The organism is Mycoplana sp. BE70 (assembly GCF_031455855.1).
Classification (GTDB): Bacteria; Pseudomonadota; Alphaproteobacteria; order Rhizobiales; family Rhizobiaceae; genus Mycoplana.
The window spans coordinates 41,777-57,419 of record NZ_JAVDTM010000009.1; the positions used below are offsets into that span (position 1 = coordinate 41,777).

The 15,643-nt window shown below is 63.4% G+C and carries 14 protein-coding genes and 1 tRNA gene; 4 read left to right on the forward strand and 11 right to left on the reverse strand.

Annotated elements, in window-relative coordinates:
* Positions 1-4: 4 nt before the first annotated feature.
* The 4 genes from J2Y48_RS17240 to J2Y48_RS17255 all read right to left on the reverse strand — a co-directional run bounded on the left by J2Y48_RS17240 (position 5) and on the right by J2Y48_RS17255 (position 4,136).
* A complete protein-coding gene (locus J2Y48_RS17240) occupies positions 5-1,039 on the reverse strand; it encodes a DNA polymerase III subunit delta' (protein ID WP_310420439.1) in 1,035 nt (344 codons plus the stop codon).
* Positions 1,036-1,728 (reverse strand): dTMP kinase, encoded by a 693-nt coding sequence (gene tmk / locus J2Y48_RS17245; RefSeq protein ID WP_310420440.1) that lies wholly within the window; start codon positions 1,726-1,728, stop codon positions 1,036-1,038. The genes J2Y48_RS17240 and tmk overlap by 4 nt, the downstream gene beginning before the upstream one ends.
* A 164-nt stretch (positions 1,729-1,892) precedes the next feature.
* A complete protein-coding gene (locus J2Y48_RS17250) occupies positions 1,893-3,056 on the reverse strand; it encodes a D-alanyl-D-alanine carboxypeptidase family protein (protein ID WP_310420442.1) in 1,164 nt (387 codons plus the stop codon).
* 63 nt (positions 3,057-3,119) lie between these two features.
* On the reverse strand, positions 3,120-4,136 hold the full coding sequence (locus J2Y48_RS17255; RefSeq protein WP_405030246.1) for a septal ring lytic transglycosylase RlpA family protein: 1,017 nt from the start codon (positions 4,134-4,136) through the stop codon (positions 3,120-3,122).
* Positions 4,137-4,639: 503 nt separating this feature from the next.
* On the opposite strand from J2Y48_RS17255, the gene J2Y48_RS17260 reads away from it, so the two are divergent.
* Positions 4,640-4,729, forward strand: a tRNA-Ser gene (locus J2Y48_RS17260).
* A 98-nt stretch (positions 4,730-4,827) separates the two neighbouring features.
* Here the strand turns inward: J2Y48_RS17260 and J2Y48_RS17265 are convergent.
* Both J2Y48_RS17265 and J2Y48_RS17270 read right to left on the reverse strand, forming a co-directional pair.
* Positions 4,828-5,097 carry a DUF2934 domain-containing protein gene (locus J2Y48_RS17265; protein WP_405030247.1) on the reverse strand — a complete coding sequence of 90 codons (270 nt, stop codon included), beginning with the start codon at positions 5,095-5,097 and terminating at the stop codon, positions 4,828-4,830.
* A gap of 80 nt (positions 5,098-5,177) precedes the next feature.
* Positions 5,178-5,480 (reverse strand): PRC-barrel domain-containing protein, encoded by a 303-nt coding sequence (locus J2Y48_RS17270; protein ID WP_310420443.1) that lies wholly within the window; start codon positions 5,478-5,480, stop codon positions 5,178-5,180.
* Positions 5,481-5,783: 303 nt separating this feature from the next.
* On the opposite strand from J2Y48_RS17270, the gene J2Y48_RS17275 reads away from it, so the two are divergent.
* Positions 5,784-6,119: a hypothetical protein gene (locus tag J2Y48_RS17275; RefSeq protein ID WP_310420445.1), complete on the forward strand. Its 336-nt coding sequence runs from the start codon at positions 5,784-5,786 to the stop codon at positions 6,117-6,119.
* 69 nt (positions 6,120-6,188) lie between these two features.
* Entirely contained in the window at positions 6,189-6,374 is a 186-nt protein-coding gene (locus tag J2Y48_RS17280; protein WP_310420447.1) for a hypothetical protein, read from the forward strand.
* Positions 6,375-6,440: 66 nt separating this feature from the next.
* Here J2Y48_RS17280 and mfd read toward each other — a convergent pair whose 3' ends face one another.
* Both mfd and J2Y48_RS17290 read right to left on the reverse strand, forming a co-directional pair.
* Positions 6,441-9,950 (reverse strand): transcription-repair coupling factor, encoded by a 3,510-nt coding sequence (gene mfd / locus J2Y48_RS17285; RefSeq protein ID WP_310420449.1) that lies wholly within the window; start codon positions 9,948-9,950, stop codon positions 6,441-6,443.
* Complete coding sequence (locus tag J2Y48_RS17290) at positions 9,947-10,264, reverse strand: succinate dehydrogenase assembly factor 2 (protein WP_310420452.1); 318 nt, start codon at positions 10,262-10,264, stop codon at positions 9,947-9,949. Before J2Y48_RS17290 ends, mfd begins: the two co-directional genes overlap by 4 nt.
* Positions 10,265-10,429: 165 nt before the next feature.
* Between J2Y48_RS17290 and recG the strand changes: the two genes are divergently transcribed.
* Entirely contained in the window at positions 10,430-12,535 is a 2,106-nt protein-coding gene (gene recG, locus J2Y48_RS17295) for an ATP-dependent DNA helicase RecG (RefSeq protein ID WP_310420454.1), read from the forward strand.
* Positions 12,536-12,545: 10 nt separating this feature from the next.
* On the opposite strand, the gene J2Y48_RS17300 is transcribed toward recG, so the two are convergent.
* From J2Y48_RS17300 to glmS, 3 genes are read right to left on the reverse strand one after another with little or no spacing between them, the layout of a single operon-like run.
* Positions 12,546-13,244: a DUF502 domain-containing protein gene (locus tag J2Y48_RS17300; protein ID WP_310420456.1), complete on the reverse strand. Its 699-nt coding sequence runs from the start codon at positions 13,242-13,244 to the stop codon at positions 12,546-12,548.
* 22 nt (positions 13,245-13,266) lie between these two features.
* Positions 13,267-13,761, reverse strand: a complete 495-nt coding sequence (locus J2Y48_RS17305; protein WP_310420458.1) for an N-acetyltransferase — start codon at positions 13,759-13,761, stop codon at positions 13,267-13,269.
* Positions 13,758-15,584: a glutamine--fructose-6-phosphate transaminase (isomerizing) gene (gene glmS, locus J2Y48_RS17310; RefSeq protein WP_310420460.1), complete on the reverse strand. Its 1,827-nt coding sequence runs from the start codon at positions 15,582-15,584 to the stop codon at positions 13,758-13,760. The genes J2Y48_RS17305 and glmS overlap by 4 nt, the downstream gene beginning before the upstream one ends.
* Positions 15,585-15,643: the final 59 nt, after the last annotated feature.

Sequence of the window (15,643 nt, forward strand, 5' to 3'; positions counted from 1 at the left end):
TCAGTCACGAGGCCCGTGCGGCGATGTCGTCCAGAACCTCGATGATCGTCTGCTTGCGATCGAGATTGTAGGCAGCGGCAACGCCGAACTTTTCCGTCAACGACGACGACAACCGCGCCACATGCTCGGCCTTGTCGATGTCGCCGTGCAATGCGGCCGCCCTCGCCTTTTCCATGACGTGATCGATCGCCTGGCCACAGAAAAAATCGTAAAGCGTGTCGCTGTCCTTGGCGGAAAGCACCTCGGCAAGCTTGTGCACATCCTTGCGCGGTGCCGCGCCCGCCGCCGCGACAATCGCATGGAATGCCTCGAGAATGTCGAAGCCTCCGTAGTTGATCAGCTTCAGAGCCGTCGCGACGCTGCCGCCGGCGGCGGCCAGCAACCGCTCGGACTGTGCGGCTGGCAGCGCCACCCCGAGATTGTCCAGCGAGAGTGCGATATCGCGGTCGCTGAGCGGTGCCAGGCCGAGCGGCAGGCAACGCGAGCGGATCGTCGGCAACAGCTTACCCGGCGCATGCGTCAGCACGAGGAACAGCGCGTTCCTCGGCGGTTCTTCCAGGATCTTGAGGATGGCGTTGGCCGCGTTGCGGTTCAGGTCATCGGCCGGGTCGATGATGACGATGCGCCAGTTGCCCGTTCCGGACGTCTGGGCAAAGAATTTACCCGCCCGGCGCACCTCATCCACGGTGATGGCTGTGCGGATCTTCCCGGTTTTCTCGTCGACCGGTCGCGACAGGTGCAGAAGATTGTGCGAGGCGCCGGAGGCGATCTGACGCCCGAGTCCTGAGTCTGGAGCCGGTGCGATCAAGGTGTCCGGTGCAGTCGTCGGATCGGGATAGGTGAGGACATGGTGGGCGAAACGGAAGGCAAGCGTCGCTTTTCCGATGCCCTCCGGCCCCTCGATCAGGATCGCGTGATGGCCCTTGCCGGAGCGATAGGTCTGCGCCAGAAAAGCCTGCGCGGCATCATGCCCGAACAGACACGTCTGTTCGGCTGGCGCAATCGCTCCGTCAAGCACTCCGGCCTGCTCCTGGCTCACGTCGAATCCTCCGGAAAAGCGAAGCGGTCGCGCTTTTGAAGCGGCAACAGCGGTTCGACGATCGATAGGATCTGGCTGGCAATTGCTTCCCGTGTCTGGGTTGCATCGACGACGCGGCAACGGAACGGCTCGCGCTCGGCAAGGTCGAGAAACGCCTCCCGGCGCTTTTCGTGCGTCTCGATTTCCTCTCTCTCGAAGCGGTCAGGTTCACCGCCCGCGGATGGGCCAGCGGCCCGACGACGGGCACGGTCGAGACCTTCGGTGGCGGGCAAGTCGAGGATCAGCGTGCAGTCCGGCATCACCCCGTTGATCGCGACGTTCTGAAGGCGCTCGATGAAGGCCGACTCCAGATTGCCGGTAATGCCCTGATAGACGCGCGACGAATCGAGAAAACGGTCGCACAGCACAACCATGCCGGACCGCAGGGCCGGCCGGATGACTTCCTCGACATGGTCGTTGCGGGCGGCAGCAAACAGCAGCGCTTCCATGCGCGTTCCATAACGCTCGGCAGCGCCAGAGAGTATGACGTGGCGAACAGCCTCCGCCCCCGGCGAACCGCCGGGCTCGCGTGTCAGGATCACGTTTTGGCCACGCGCCGTAAGTGCTTCCGCCAACAGTCGGATCTGGGTCGACTTTCCGGCACCCTCGCCGCCCTCAAACGTGACAAATAACCCAGTCAACCCAGCCAATCCAACTTCCGCTTCCCGGTGCGCCGGGATCTTCCCCGTCCGCCAACCGGGCGATTCGGCCCACTTCTAACGCATAACCTACCAAACAGAAAATCGATTTGCGGTGGAAATTGCCGGTAATCGCGGCGCCCACCTGCTTCGGACCGGCCAGCGCGAGCCGATCTTCAAAGCCAAAAGAAAAAGAGCTCCTGCAGCGCATCCATCGCCCGGCTCGAGAGCGTGCCGACTTCAACCGAGGCTGCAGTCTCCAGAGGCACCTCGAGCAGAAATCTATCCCCGCTCCAGATCCGCAGCACGCCGACCCTTTGCCCAGAGGCGACCGGTGCCCGCATGGGCCAGGCGTAGGTCACGCGCGCCGACAAGCGCTCGGTGCTGCCGATCGGCAGGAGCACATCGACGTCCTGCCTGGTCAGCAGAGGGACATGACCGGCGCTTCCGCCATAGACGCTCGCCTCGGCGACGGTCTCCCCGGCCTTGAACAGGGTCCTCGAAGCAAACGACGTCATCGCCCAGTCGATCAAGCGCCTGGCCTCGTCCAGACGCTCCTTGTCGCTCGAGAGCCCACTCATGGCCAGGAACAAGCGCCGACCGTTCCGCTCGACGGAAGCGACCAACCCGTAACCGGCATCTTCTGCAAACCCCATCACGAGGCCATCGACGCCGATGTTCATCGTCGCCAAGGAATTGCGATTGCGCTGCTTGATCTTGTTCCACTCGAATTCGGGTTCGGAATAGTAGCGATAGAAATCCGGGTAGCTCTGATGCAGGTGCTGGGCCAGAACGACGAGTTCGCGCATGCTGACCTTGTTTCCAGGGGACGGCAGGCCGGTCGCATTGTCAAAGTGTGACTGCGCCAGACCCAGTTCCCTCGCCTGCTCGTTCATCCGTGCGGCGAAAGCGCTTTCAGAGCCGGCGATGCCTTCGGCGAGTATTATGCATCCGTCGTTTGCAGCCTGCACAGCCACGCCGCGGATCAGGTCCTCGACTCGGATCTGCGACTTCAGAGCGGCAAACATGGTTGCGGTGCGCGACGGGGCGCCACCGGTCCGCCAGGCGTGTTCGGACACGGGGTAGGTCGTATCGAGGTTGATTTCCCCGTCTCGCACCGCCTTGAAGACAACCGTCAGGGTCATCACCTTGGCCAGTGAGGCCGCGGTGACTGCTTCATTCTCCCCGCGGGCAAAAAGGACCGTGCCGCTGGCAGCATCGATCAGATAGATTTGCTTTGCCTTGGTGTCGAACGCGGTCGTACCGCCGGCGCTCTGCGCCGCGACGGTCCAAGGCAATGCCAGGCAAAGGAAAAATACAGCGAGAAGGCGGGCGAACATGAAGACTCCGATGACCGGCCAAGAGTCCTACATCTTGATGCGCGCGGCAAGCCGCTAGTGATGTCAGCGTGCGCTGACCGGCACCGGAATCACACTCAATGATCCGTCGAGGTGAAGGACGGCTTCGAAGGCCTCGAGCGATTTTTGCGCCGGCGCCGTTACCGCGTAGGCGGCCGCATAGCTCGAACTGTCGCCCGGCAATGGCACGTAGCCGGGACGCACCGTCGGTACGGGGCCGATCTCGGGAAGCGCTGCGAACTGCCCCATCGCGGCGATGGCGGCGCTTGTCGGCCGTTCGGCGGCGAGTGCCGTCAGGTTTGTGCCTGCGGCCGGACCGTCGTCGCGTTGCGCAAAGGTGGGGATAACGGCCGGCAGCGCATCGGCAAGCGGTGCTGCGGAGGCGACCATCACGCCGGTTGCGATCTGGCCGCCCGGATCGACGGCCGGACCGCGCGAACCCTTCGGTACATAGGAGGCCATCAGATAGGGCATGTCATGGCCGTCCAGCGGCGCCTTGCCGACGTACTGCACCCTCACCTTCGCGGTGCCCTTCCCCTTGACGTCGAGCATCTCGGCCGTTTTCGAGGAAAGGTCGACGATCCGCCCTTCAGAATAGGGACCGCGGTCGTTGACGCGAACGATGACGGACGATCCGTTCTCGAGGTTCGTGACACGTGCATAGCTCGGCAGCGGGAATGTCGGATGGGCCGCGGAAAGGTGGTGTTTGTCGTACACTTCGCCGTTTGCGGTGTAGCGGCCATGGAAGGCCGAACCATACCAGGACGCCAGGCCTACTTTGCTGTAGCCCGGTTCTTCCTTCGGCTGGTACCACTTCCCGCGAACCTGATAGGCCTGGCCGACCTGATAGCGGCCACCACCCTTCGGAACCGGCTGCCCTTCCTGAACGACCCGCGGGCTCGCCTTCACGCCGTATTCGGACTCGGCAAAGTACTCCTTGCTTCGGGTCGGTTTCTTGGCGATCTCCGTTGTGCCGCATGCGGCAAGACCCGCACACATCATCGGAATGGCGGCGACGCGCAATGCCTTGCGCGCTCCAGCCGACAAGCACCCACTTTTCATATATCCCACGCCGCTACAGTCCCCAACGGTTTGTCCCGGATCGTCACGTCCCCGCGATCCGTCGCCTCGTATCGGTACGCTCACAAGAATATGTTAATCACGATGCCATGATGGCGAAATTGCGTAACGATTTGCTCGCAAACAGCTCAGCTCGGGAACTAATTTCCGTTATGGTTTACAAGGTGTTAACACCCGACCGCAGCATTCTCCCTGTCCAAGGACACCGCCGGCCAGCGCCACAGAGCAAGTTGACGCGGCAATCAAAGCTGATAGAAAACCAGCCGTCGAGTGATTTGGCGGCAAACCGGTAACACTGGCCCGCGCCTAAGCAGCGGATAGCCAGGGGCAAGCCAAATCGATGAGATGGAAGAGTGTCCGAGCAGTTTAAAGAACCGGTCTTGAAATAAGGAACCGTTTCGGGTTAGGGCATTGAGAATAAAGCGGGTTTCCCACCAAGGGGCGCCCGTGGGGGCACCCGCTCAAAATTGGGAGCCCAAATGGATGGATGGGTGGCCGAGTGGTTTAAGGCACTAGTCTTGAAAACTGGCGTGCGGGGAACCGTACCGTGGGTTCGAATCCCACCCCATCCGCCAACGACTTTCACCATCGCAGGACATAGACTTTCCCGGCCGGCTCACTGAGCTTGCGTGCTCGGGCCGCGACGTCACCATCTTTTGCCGGTCCTCGCTCCCTACGGCTGCTCGCGCGTACCCGGAGCCGCTTCGCGCTGATCTGCGTCCTCCAGGTCCGTCTTCACTATGTACGCATCGGAGCGCTGTCTCACGGCTTCGCGCATAGCCTCCAGGTTGGGGACGTCATCCCCTTCGATCTCGCCCGCGCCCTGGTCAATTTCGCGGGTAGCTTGCAACCAATGTTCGTCTTGCTTGCCTTCCGGGCGACCGGCCGCTTCCCATAGTTCATGGGCACGTTTGCGGATTCTTTCTTCGCGATCATCGCTCATAGTACTCCGCCTCCTTCTGAGTGCGTTCAGCCGGCGCCCAACCGGACGCCGGCCACTTAACCCGGCGAGCCGGGCGGGCCTCATTCAGCATCGTGATGTTCGGGCATCGCCTCCAACTGATCTTTCGTCCACGTTGTGACGGCATGGACGTCACCGTCTTCGTCTCGCATGAAATCAAGATCACCGAGTGGAACCGCAACCGGCTTGGTGCCGATGCCTAGAAAGCCTCCGACATCGATGACCGCCGTTCCGCCGGCTCCCATGCCATGGACGTGATCCAGCGTGCCAACCTCGTTGTCGGCTGCATCATAGATCGTCGCACCTTCCAGGACGGCCGGCGTAAGCTCGGCTGCGTCAAGGCGAACGTGGTTGGTATGGTCCATTTCCAGTCCTCCATTCTACTAGACTGAAATAATCCGATCGAAGGGAAATTTGTTCCCACTCTCTACGTCAAAGAACAGCGATCTTACGTGAGCACGGATCGAAATCGATCGCGGTTCAGGGAGCGGCGATCCCGCCTGCAATGGATCGCGGTAAATTGAAGGTCTACCGTCCTACCAACTCCAGGGAAGTGTTGAAAGCCAGTGCGATCGCGTTAGAATCTGGGCGTTCGGATATCTCTTCGCGGACCTCACCCAAGAATGGCGGATGGGAAGGGCGCGCGGTACGGGCCGATGGAGCTGGCTATGAATTTCAGCAAGCTCAGATCTTCACTGGCCTCATTGGCACTCGGCTTGGCGGTGATCGCATCACCGTTGGCAATTGCCCACCAGGCGGACGCTCAAACCAACATCAACATCAATATCGGGGTCGGCAGCAGCCTTAACAGAGGCCACGGGATAAGTTGTCGTGAGGGGGAACGGTTGCTTCGTAATCGCGGCTTCCGCGACGTCCGTCGGATCGACTGCCGTGGCAGGTTCTTCGTCTATCGCGCCTGGCGCGGCAACACGCGCTTCGAGATCGCAGTTGCCCGAATCGACGGCCGCATCGTCGACATGCGTCGAATCGGCCGGCGCAGATAGACCGCCGTTGCGCCATCAAATCGCCCCTAAACTCCGGCATTTTCCCTGCGCACAAGGGAGAAAAACACAATGCATCAGATCATTGAAGTCGCCGCAGCGCGAGCTGGCGGACGCATCCCGCTTGGCATCATGACACTTCGACAGGCACTGACGATGCCGCACATGGAGGAGCTCCGCTATCGTCACATCACTGACGATCGCCACCCGGAGAGGGTGATATCTCGCCAAGAGCTCGAGAACCTTGCTGGACAATAGAATCGCGTGGGCGCTTGAAGGCGAGCCAGCTTTGAGAGCGCCCACCCGCCTTGCAATCGACAGGCTTTAGCTCGCCTGTTTCGCCAGCCCCGCCAGTTGCGTCATCAGTTGGGCCGCGCCCGTCAACCGTTTCGCCGGTGTCGGAAGATCGCGTGACAGGAACAGGCTCTGGTCCGGGCGGATTTTCGCCAGCGATCCCTGCTTGGCGATGTAGCCGACCAACGCTGCCGGATTCGGGAACTCCTTGTGGCGGAACTGGATGACGACGCCCTTCGGGCCAGCATCCAGCTTTTCCACGTTTGCCGTGCGGCACAGCGATTTGATGTAGACGATCTTCAGAAGGTGCTGCACCTCGAGCGGCAGCGGACCGAAGCGGTCGATCAATTCGGCGCCGAAGGCGTCGATATCGGCGAGCTCAGTGATCTCGCCGAGCCGGCGGTAGAGGCCAAGCCGCAGGTGCAGGTCCGGCACGTAGTCGTCCGGGATCATCACCGGCGTACCGACGGAAATCTGCGGCGACCAGCCGGTGTCGACGATCTCCTCGTCGCCCTTGATCTCGGCAACCGCCTCCTCCAGCATCTGCTGGTAGAGCTCGAAACCGACCTCCTTGATATGACCGGACTGCTCCTCGCCGAGCAGGTTGCCCGCGCCGCGGATGTCGAGATCGTGGCTTGCGAGCTGGAAGCCGGCGCCGAGCGTGTCGAGCGATTGCAGCACCTTCAGCCGCCGCTCGGCCGTGGCCGTCAGCTTCTTGTTCACCGGCAGGGTCAGGAGCGCAAAGGCGCGCACCTTGGACCGCCCGACTCGACCGCGCAGCTGGTAAAGCTGAGCGAGGCCGAACATGTCGGCACGATGTACGATGAGCGTATTCGCCGTCGGAACGTCGAGGCCCGATTCGACGATGGTCGTCGACAGCAGCACGTCGTAGCGCCCGTCGTAGAAGGCGTTCATGATGTCTTCGAGCTCGGTCGCCGGCATCTGGCCATGCGCCACAGCAACTTTCAGCTCCGGCACGTCCTGTTGGAGAAAATCCTGGATCTCGGCAAGATCGCTGAGACGTGGGCAGACATAGAAGCTCTGGCCGCCGCGATAGTGCTCGCGCATCAGCGTCTCGCGGATCACCAGTGGATCGAAGGGAGAGATGAAGGTGCGCACCGCCATGCGGTCGACAGGCGGCGTCGTGATCAGCGACAGCTCGCGCACGCCGGTCATGGCGAGCTGCAGCGTGCGCGGAATCGGCGTCGCCGACAGCGTCAGCACGTGCACGTCGCTTTTCAGCTCCTTGAGCCGCTCCTTGTGCTTGACGCCGAAATGCTGCTCCTCGTCGATGACCAGAAGGCCTAGATTGGCGAACTTGATCGAGCTGCCGAGCAGCGCGTGGGTGCCGACGACGATGTCGGTCTTTCCGTCGGCCACTTCCTTCTTGGTCAACGCCAGCTCCTTGGAGCCAACGAGGCGCGAGGCCTGCTGGATGCGGATCGGCAGGCCGCGGAAGCGATCCGTAAAGGTCTTGAAGTGCTGGCGGGCGAGCAGTGTCGTCGGCACCACCACCGCCACCTGCACGCCGTTCATCGCCGCGATGAACGCGGCCCGTAGCGCCACTTCGGTCTTGCCGAAGCCGACGTCACCGCAGACAAGCCGGTCCATCGGCCGCCCGGCGCCGAGATCCTCGCGCACCGCGTCGATCGCGTTTGCCTGGTCGTCTGTCTCGTCATAGGGGAAGCGCGCGGCGAATTCGTCATAGACGCCGTCCTGTGCCGACAACGCCGGCGCATGGCGCACAAGGCGGGCGGCGGCGATCTGGATGAGGCCATTCGCCATTTCCAGCAGGCGCTTTTTCAGCTTGGCCTTGCGCGCCTGCCAGGCGACGCCGCCGAGCTTGTCGAGAATCGAATCGGAGCCCTCGCCGCCATAGCGCGAGAGCAGGTCGATGTTTTCGACCGGCAGGAACAGCTTGGCGTCGTCGGCGTAGACGAGCTCGAGGCAGGCATGCGGCGCGCCGGCCGCCTCGATCGTGCGCAGGCCGACGAAGCGGCCGATGCCGTGCTCGGCATGAACGACGATGCTGCCCTCATCGAGGCCGGTGACCTCGGCGATGAAGTCGGCGCCGCGCTTGCGTCGGCGCGAGCGACGGACCATGCGGTCGCCGAGGATGTCCTGTTCGCCGACGAAGACGAGATCGCCGACTTCGAAGCCGTTCTCCAGGCTGAGGACGGCAGACCCTGCCTCCCCCGGCTTCAGCTTCCGCAACGCGGAAAGGTCGGAAACGCCAATGACATTGCCGAGGCCATGCTCGGCGAGAACCTGCATCAGGCGGTCGAGGGAACCCTCACTCCAGCCTGTGACGAGCACCTTCCTGCCGGAGGCGCGCAGGTCGGCGATGTATTTCACCACCTGCTCGAAGACATTGACGCGGTCGTCGGTGGCCTCGCCCTCCTTGACCGCCTTCGCCCAGCGTGCGCCGGCACGGGCGCCGATCGTAAACACCCGGCGCGCCTCGCCTTCATGCTCGTTGAACGGCGAAATCCGGATTGCGTCGTGCTCGTTCAGGAGCGCCGCAAAGCGTTCGTCATCGAGATAGAGCTGTCCGGGCGGAACGGGCTTGTAGGGCGTGGCCTGCGCCAGCTGGCCCTGGGCCGAGGCGGAGTTCTGGCGCGCCTCGTAATAGTCGCGAACGAGCTTGGAGCGCTCGGCTGCTGCTTCCCGCGCGGCATGGTCGGTGACGATGCGGAAGCCGGCGAGATAGTCGAAAGCGGTCTCCAACTGGTCGTAGAACAGCGGCAGCCAGTGCTCCATGCCGGCATAGCGCCGCCCCTCGGACACCGCCTGGTAGAGGGCGTCGTCGCGTGTCGCAGCACCGAACAGGGAGAGATACTGCGTGCGGAAGTGGCTGATCGTCTCCGGCGTCAGCGTCACCTCGCTCATCGGATTGAGATCGAGGCTTCTCGCCTGCCCCGTCGAACGCTGGCTGGCGGGATCGAAGGCGCGGATGCTCTCCAGCGTGTCGCCGAAGAAATCGAGGCGCAACGGTTCCTCGGTGCCAGGGACGAAGACGTCGAGAATGCCTCCACGCACGGCATATTCGCCCACCTCGCGCACCGTCGCGACGCGTTCGAAGCCGTTCTGCTCGAGCCGGGCGGCCAGATCGTCCATCCGCACCTGGTTGCCGGGACGGGCGGAAAAGGCAAGGCTCCCGATGACATTGCGCGGCGCCATCTTCTGCAGCATGGCATTGACGGTGACGAGCACGATCGCCGGATGCGGCTTTCTGCTGTGGGCGATCAACGCGGAAAGAGCGGAGAGCCGGCGGGCGGAGGTGTCGGCGCTCGGCGATACGCGGTCATAGGGCAGGCAGTCCCAGCCGGGCAGCGTGAGCACGGGAATGTCGGGGGCGGCAAAACCGAGTATCTGTTCCATGTCGCCGACACGCTGCCCGTCGGACATCACGTAAGCGACTGGACCGAGCTTGCGGGCAAGCTCCGCCAAAACAAGCGGTTCGGCGCCGCTCGGCACCGCGCCGATCGTCGCGGGCTGGCCGATCGCGGCAAGGGCGGCGGTGTCCAGACCCGGGATCATCGCGCCTTCCCGAGGGATTCAGCCGTCACCGGAGAGAAATCCGGCGTAAAGGCGCAGATGCGCGGAAAGAGCCCGGTGCGAAACCGTTCCGGCACCGGCCGTTCGCCTGTCACCCATTTGACCAGATCCGCGTCGTCCTCGGCCATGATCGCTTCCAGTTCGTCGAGCTCGGCATCGGTCAGCGTGGAGATCTCGGCGTCGGCGAACGCGCCAAGCACCAGGTCCATCTCGCGGATGCCGCGATGCCAGCAGCGGAAGAGAATGCGCTTACGGCGCGGTTCGATGTCTGCGCTGGAGCGTGTGCTGCCGGTCATGTCCGTTGTTCCCGCATTCGGATCGCGGCACCTGCCCAAAGGGACCGGCGCCATGGTGGCGACTGGCGCGGCCGGCTGGCGGCGGCGACCATCGCGGTCTCTATAGACGCTCGAAACCGGATTGTCAGCTTGCCAAGCGGCGATTCTCCGGGGCATCTTGTTGCCATGCGCCCCGCCCTGCTCGATCCCCTTTTCGCCTCCCTTTCCTCCCTGCCCGGCATCGGGCCGAAGACCGGCGAATTGTTCGCAAAACTGCTCGGCCAGGAAAGCATCGACGATTGCCGGGTCATCGATCTCGTCTTTCATATGCCGCACAGCCTGATCGACCGGCGCCATCAGCCGGGCATCGCCCACGCACCGCAAGGCGCGATCGTGACGATTTCCGGGCGCGTCGACCGCCATCAGCCGCCGCCCCGCGGTAAGCCGAACGTGCCCTACCGCGTCTTCCTGCACGACGATACCGGCGAACTCGCCCTGACCTTCTTCCGCGCCAAAGGCGACTGGCTGACGAAGTCGTTGCCGGTGGACGAGCAGGTGATCGTCAGCGGCAAGGTGGACTGGTTCAATGGCCGGGCCTCGATGGTCCACCCGGACTTCATGGTCAAAGCCAGCGAGGCCGAGGCGATGCCGATGGTCGAGCCGGTCTACGGACTGACGGCCGGCCTGTCGCCCCGGACCCTACGCAAGGTGGTCGAGGCGGCCGTGTCGCGCATTCCCGCTTTGCCGGAATGGATCGACGACGCCCTGCTCGCACGACAAGGCTTTGCCGGCGCGACGGATGCGTTCACGGCCCTGCACCACCCCCGCGACGCGCTGGACATCGACCTGCAGGCGCGCGCGCGCCGACGCCTGGCCTATGACGAATTCCTCGCCGGCCAGCTCTCGCTGGCACTCGTCCGGCAGAACCTGCGCCGTGTCGCCGGTCGCCCGGTGATCGCCACCGGCAAACTGAGCCAGGTGGTACAGGCGGCCCTTCCCTTCGCCCTGACAAACAGCCAGTCCGCTGCGATCGCCGACATCCTGAAGGACATGGCGACCGACCAGCGCATGCTGCGGCTGCTGCAGGGCGACGTCGGTTCGGGAAAGACTGCGGTCGCCCTGATGGCGATGCTCGCCGCCGTCGAGGCGGGCGGACAGGCCGTGCTGATGGCGCCGACCGAGATTCTTGCCCGCCAGCATCATGCGACGCTGTCCCGCATGGCCGCGCCGGCAGGCGTCACTATCGACGTGTTGACCGGTCGGACGAAGGGCCGCGAACGGGATCAGATCCTGGAACGGATCGCTTCGGGCGAAACCAGTCTCGTCATCGGCACACATGCGCTCTTTCAGGACGATGTGAACTACCGCGACCTTGCCCTTGCCGTGGTCGACGAACAGCACCGCTTCGGCGTGCACCAGCGTCTGCGGCTGACGGCAAAGGGGATTTCGCCGCACATGCTGGTGATGACGGCAACACCGATCCCGCGCACCCTCGTGCTGGCCGCCTTCGGTGACATGGACGTTTCGAAGCTCACGGAGAAGCCCGCCGGCCGCAAACCGATCCAGACCGTGATCGTGCCGCAGGAACGCGCCGGCGAGATCGTGGAGCGTCTGCGCACAGCCATTGCCGAGGGTAAAAAGGCCTACTGGATCTGCCCATTGGTCGAGGAGACCGAGGAGTCGGACCTGATGTCGGTCGAGGAGCGCCACGCGGCTCTCGCGCGTGTCTTCGGCGACAAGATCGGTCTCGTCCACGGCCGCATGACCGGGCCGCAAAAGGACAAAGCGATGCTCGCCTTCAAGAATGGCGAGACCCGTCTGCTCGTTGCAACGACGGTCGTCGAGGTCGGCGTCGACGTGCCGGACGCCTCGATCATGGTAATCGAACAGGCCGAGCGCTTCGGGCTGGCGCAATTGCACCAGTTGCGTGGGCGCGTCGGCCGCGGCGACGCGGCCTCGACCTGCATCCTGCTTTACAAAGGTCCGCTCAGCGAAAACGGGCGAGCACGGCTGGCGATCCTGCGCGAGACCGAGGATGGCTTCCGGATCGCGGAAGAAGACCTGAAATTGCGTGGCGAAGGTGAATTGCTCGGCACGCGCCAGTCGGGCACGCCGGGATTTCTTGTCGCCAGTCTCGAGGCCCATGGCGATCTGCTGGAGATTGCCCGCAAGGATGCGGCCTACGCGCTGGAGAAGGATCCGGAACTGGTTTCCGAACGCGGCAATGCGCTGCGCACGCTGCTCTATCTCTACCGGCGCGACGAGGCGATCCGCTTCCTGCGTGCCGGTTGAGCGCGCCCTGTCACTTCTTGAACTTCTGCTTCAGCTTGACTGCAAGCGGTGTCGGCGGTGCCAGAAGCTGGTCCGGCGGCGTGACAAGTCCGACTGAAATGATCAGCTTCGCCGCATCCTCGGCACTCATGTCGAGCAGAACGATCTTCTCGCGCGGCACGAAAACGAGGTAGCCGGCGGTCGGAAACGGCGTCGGCGGCAGGAAGCAGGCGACCATGTCGCGCCCCATCGCATCGAACTTCGACTTCATCTCGCCCTTGGCGTCGGTGGCGATGAAGACGACCGACCACAATCCGGCGCTCGGATACTCGATCAAGCCGGCCTTGTTGAAGGACGTTCCCTTCTCCTTCAGCACCGACTCGAAGATCTGCTTCAGGCTCTTGTAGACCGTCCGCACCAATGGCGTGCCGTTGAGAATCGATTCGCCGAAGTTGAAGATCGACCGGCCGATAAGGTTCTTGCCGAGAAAGCCGACCAGCGTGATCACGACCAGCGCGATCAGGAGGCCGAAACCGGGGATGGCGAACTGGAGGTAGCTCTCCGGGTTGTAGCGGTTGGGGATGTATGGCTTTACCCAGCTGTCTGCCCAGTGGATGAAGGTCCAAGTCAACCAGATCGTGATCGCGATCGGTGCGCAGATGACCAGCCCGGTCAGGAAATTGTTGCGGAGCCGCATGGCAACGGAAAGTCGGGGAATGATCTCGGTCATCGCGCTCCAGCCGCAGCCTGCCTCACCCGTAGAAAGCCGGATGATAGGCAACCGTCCCGCCCACGTAAACCGGCGAAAACGCCAGGCGCATGAAATACTCAGGCGGTATCCCCGGGCATGCAAAGGCGGGGTCGACCGAGAAGCCGAAGCGGGTGTAGTAGGCAGGATTGCCGGCGAGGACACACCCCTTGGCATCGAGCTTCCGCAGCCGTCCGAGGCCTTCATTGACGAGCGCACTGCCGATCCCTTGGCGCTGGCGCGCAGGCAGCACCGAGATCGGGCCGAGGCCGTACCAGCCCGCCTCCTCGCCGGAGATCGTCACGGCAGAGAATGCGACGTGGCCGATCACGTTTCCTTCGTCTTCAGCCACCAGCGAAAGCGTCAGGGCGCCCGCTGCCCGCAACCGGTCTACGATCGCGGGCTCGGTGCCTTCGCTATAGGGCATGTTCGCAAACGCATCCGTCGTCAGCGTCCGGATGGCGTCGACATCGCTCGCCGTTTCGTCGCGGATGATCACTCCACCGTCACCGATTTCGCGAGGTTGCGGGGTTGGTCGACGTCCGTGCCCATGAAGACGGCGGTATGATAGGCGATCAGCTGGATCGGCAGCGAAAAGATCATCGGCGCGATGATCTCGTCCACCGAAGGCAGCACGATCGTCGCCATGGTCTCGAGCTTCGTCGCCGCCGCGCCGCGCTCGTCCGTGATGAAGATGATCCGCCCGCCGCGCGCCGCCACTTCCTGCATGTTGGAGACGGTCTTCTCGAAGAAGCGGTCAAACGGTGCGATGACGATAACCGGCATGTTCTCGTCGATCAGGGCGATCGGACCATGCTTTAGCTCGCCGGCCGCATAGCCCTCGGCATGGATGTAGGAGATTTCCTTCAGCTTCAGCGCACCTTCCAGCGCCAACGGGTAGCTCGTGCCGCGCCCGAGGTACAACACATCCCGGCATTTCGACAGTTCGCGCGCCAGAAGCTCGATCGTCGGCTGGATCGTGTTGAGCACATTCGCCATGAGGCGCGGCGTCTCGGACAAGTTGCGAACCAGCGCGGTCTCTTCCGCTTCGCTCAGCGTGCCGCGCGCGCGACCCGCCTGGATCGCCAGCGACGCGAGGACGGCAAGCTGGCACGTGAAGGCCTTGGTCGACGCGACGCCGATTTCCGGACCGGCCAGCGTCGGGAAAACGACATCCGCTTCGCGGGCGATGGTCGATTCCGGCGCGTTCACGATGGCGCCGATCTTCAGCCCCGCCTCGCGGCAATAACGCAACGACGCCAGCGTGTCGGCCGTCTCGCCCGACTGCGAAATGAACAGCGCCGCAGATTGGGGATTGAGCGGGATTTCGCGGTAGCGGAACTCGGACGCCACATCGATCTCGACCGGCAGGCGCGCCAGACGCTCGAACCAGTACTTTCCGACCAGACCGGCGAGATAGGCGGTGCCGCACGCCGATAAAGCCAGTCCAGATAGCGATGCAAAATCAATCGCCTCAACCGGCTTCTTCACCTTTCCTGCGATGAAATCGATATAGTGACTGAGCGTGTGCGACACCACTTCCGACTGTTCATGGATCTCCTTTTCCATGAAATGGCGATGATTGCCCTTGTCGATCATATAGGCGGAGGCGTTTGAGACCTGGCGCCGGCGTTCGACCGGATTGCCGTCGAGGTCGAAGATGTGCACGCCGTTCCGGCCGACCACCGCCCAATCGCCGTCGATGAGATACGTGATCTCGGAGGTAAAGGGAGCGAGCGCGATCGCGTCCGACCCGAGGAACATTTCGCCCTGCCCATGACCGATCGCGAGCGGCGGGCCATTGCGGGCGACCATGATCGTCGACGGATCGTCCTCGAACATGACCGCCAGCGCATAGGCGCCCGTCACGCGGCGAAGCATCGCCAGCATGGCGTCGCGCCGGCCATGGCCCTCCCGCCGCAGCCGCGCCAGCAACTGCGCGACCACCTCGGTGTCGGTCTGCGTCACGAACTGCGCGCCGCCCTCGATCAGTTCGTCCTTGATCTCGGAAAAATTCTCGATGATGCCGTTGTGGACAACGGCAATTCCGTCGGTGAAATGGGGATGGGCATTGCCCTCGGTCGGCGCGCCATGCGTGGCCCAACGGGTATGGGCGATGCCGATCGCTCCGGCGAGCGGCTCCTCGGCGAGCCGTGCCTCGAGATTGACGAGCTTGCCCTCGGCCCGCCTGCGCTCAAGCCGTCCGTCCCTGATGGTGGCAACCCCGGCCGAATCGTAACCACGGTATTCAAGGCGCTTGAGCGCCTCGACAAGCCGCCCGGCAACGGGCTCGCTACCGACGATGCCGACAATACCGCACATGAAATCACTCCATTCTGGGACGACGCGCCAACCTTTGTCCCTTGGCGAACAAGGGATGG

Coding starts and splice junctions, on each gene's coding strand:
- J2Y48_RS17290 (WP_310420452.1), bottom strand. CDS start 10,264: ATGACCGGCAGCACACGCTCCAGCGCAGACATCGAACCGCGCCGTAAG.
- J2Y48_RS17270 (WP_310420443.1), bottom strand. CDS start 5,480: ATGGACCATACCAACCACGTTCGCCTTGACGCAGCCGAGCTTACGCCG.
- J2Y48_RS17300 (WP_310420456.1), bottom strand. CDS start 13,244: ATGACCGAGATCATTCCCCGACTTTCCGTTGCCATGCGGCTCCGCAAC.
- J2Y48_RS17275 (WP_310420445.1), top strand. CDS start 5,784: ATGAATTTCAGCAAGCTCAGATCTTCACTGGCCTCATTGGCACTCGGC.
- glmS (WP_310420460.1), bottom strand. CDS start 15,584: ATGTGCGGTATTGTCGGCATCGTCGGTAGCGAGCCCGTTGCCGGGCGG.
- J2Y48_RS17250 (WP_310420442.1), bottom strand. CDS start 3,056: ATGTTCGCCCGCCTTCTCGCTGTATTTTTCCTTTGCCTGGCATTGCCT.
- mfd (WP_310420449.1), bottom strand. CDS start 9,950: ATGATCCCGGGTCTGGACACCGCCGCCCTTGCCGCGATCGGCCAGCCC.
- J2Y48_RS17265 (WP_405030247.1), bottom strand. CDS start 5,097: ATGAGCGATGATCGCGAAGAAAGAATCCGCAAACGTGCCCATGAACTA.
- recG (WP_310420454.1), top strand. CDS start 10,430: ATGCGCCCCGCCCTGCTCGATCCCCTTTTCGCCTCCCTTTCCTCCCTG.
- J2Y48_RS17255 (WP_405030246.1), bottom strand. CDS start 4,136: ATGAAAAGTGGGTGCTTGTCGGCTGGAGCGCGCAAGGCATTGCGCGTC.
- J2Y48_RS17280 (WP_310420447.1), top strand. CDS start 6,189: ATGCATCAGATCATTGAAGTCGCCGCAGCGCGAGCTGGCGGACGCATC.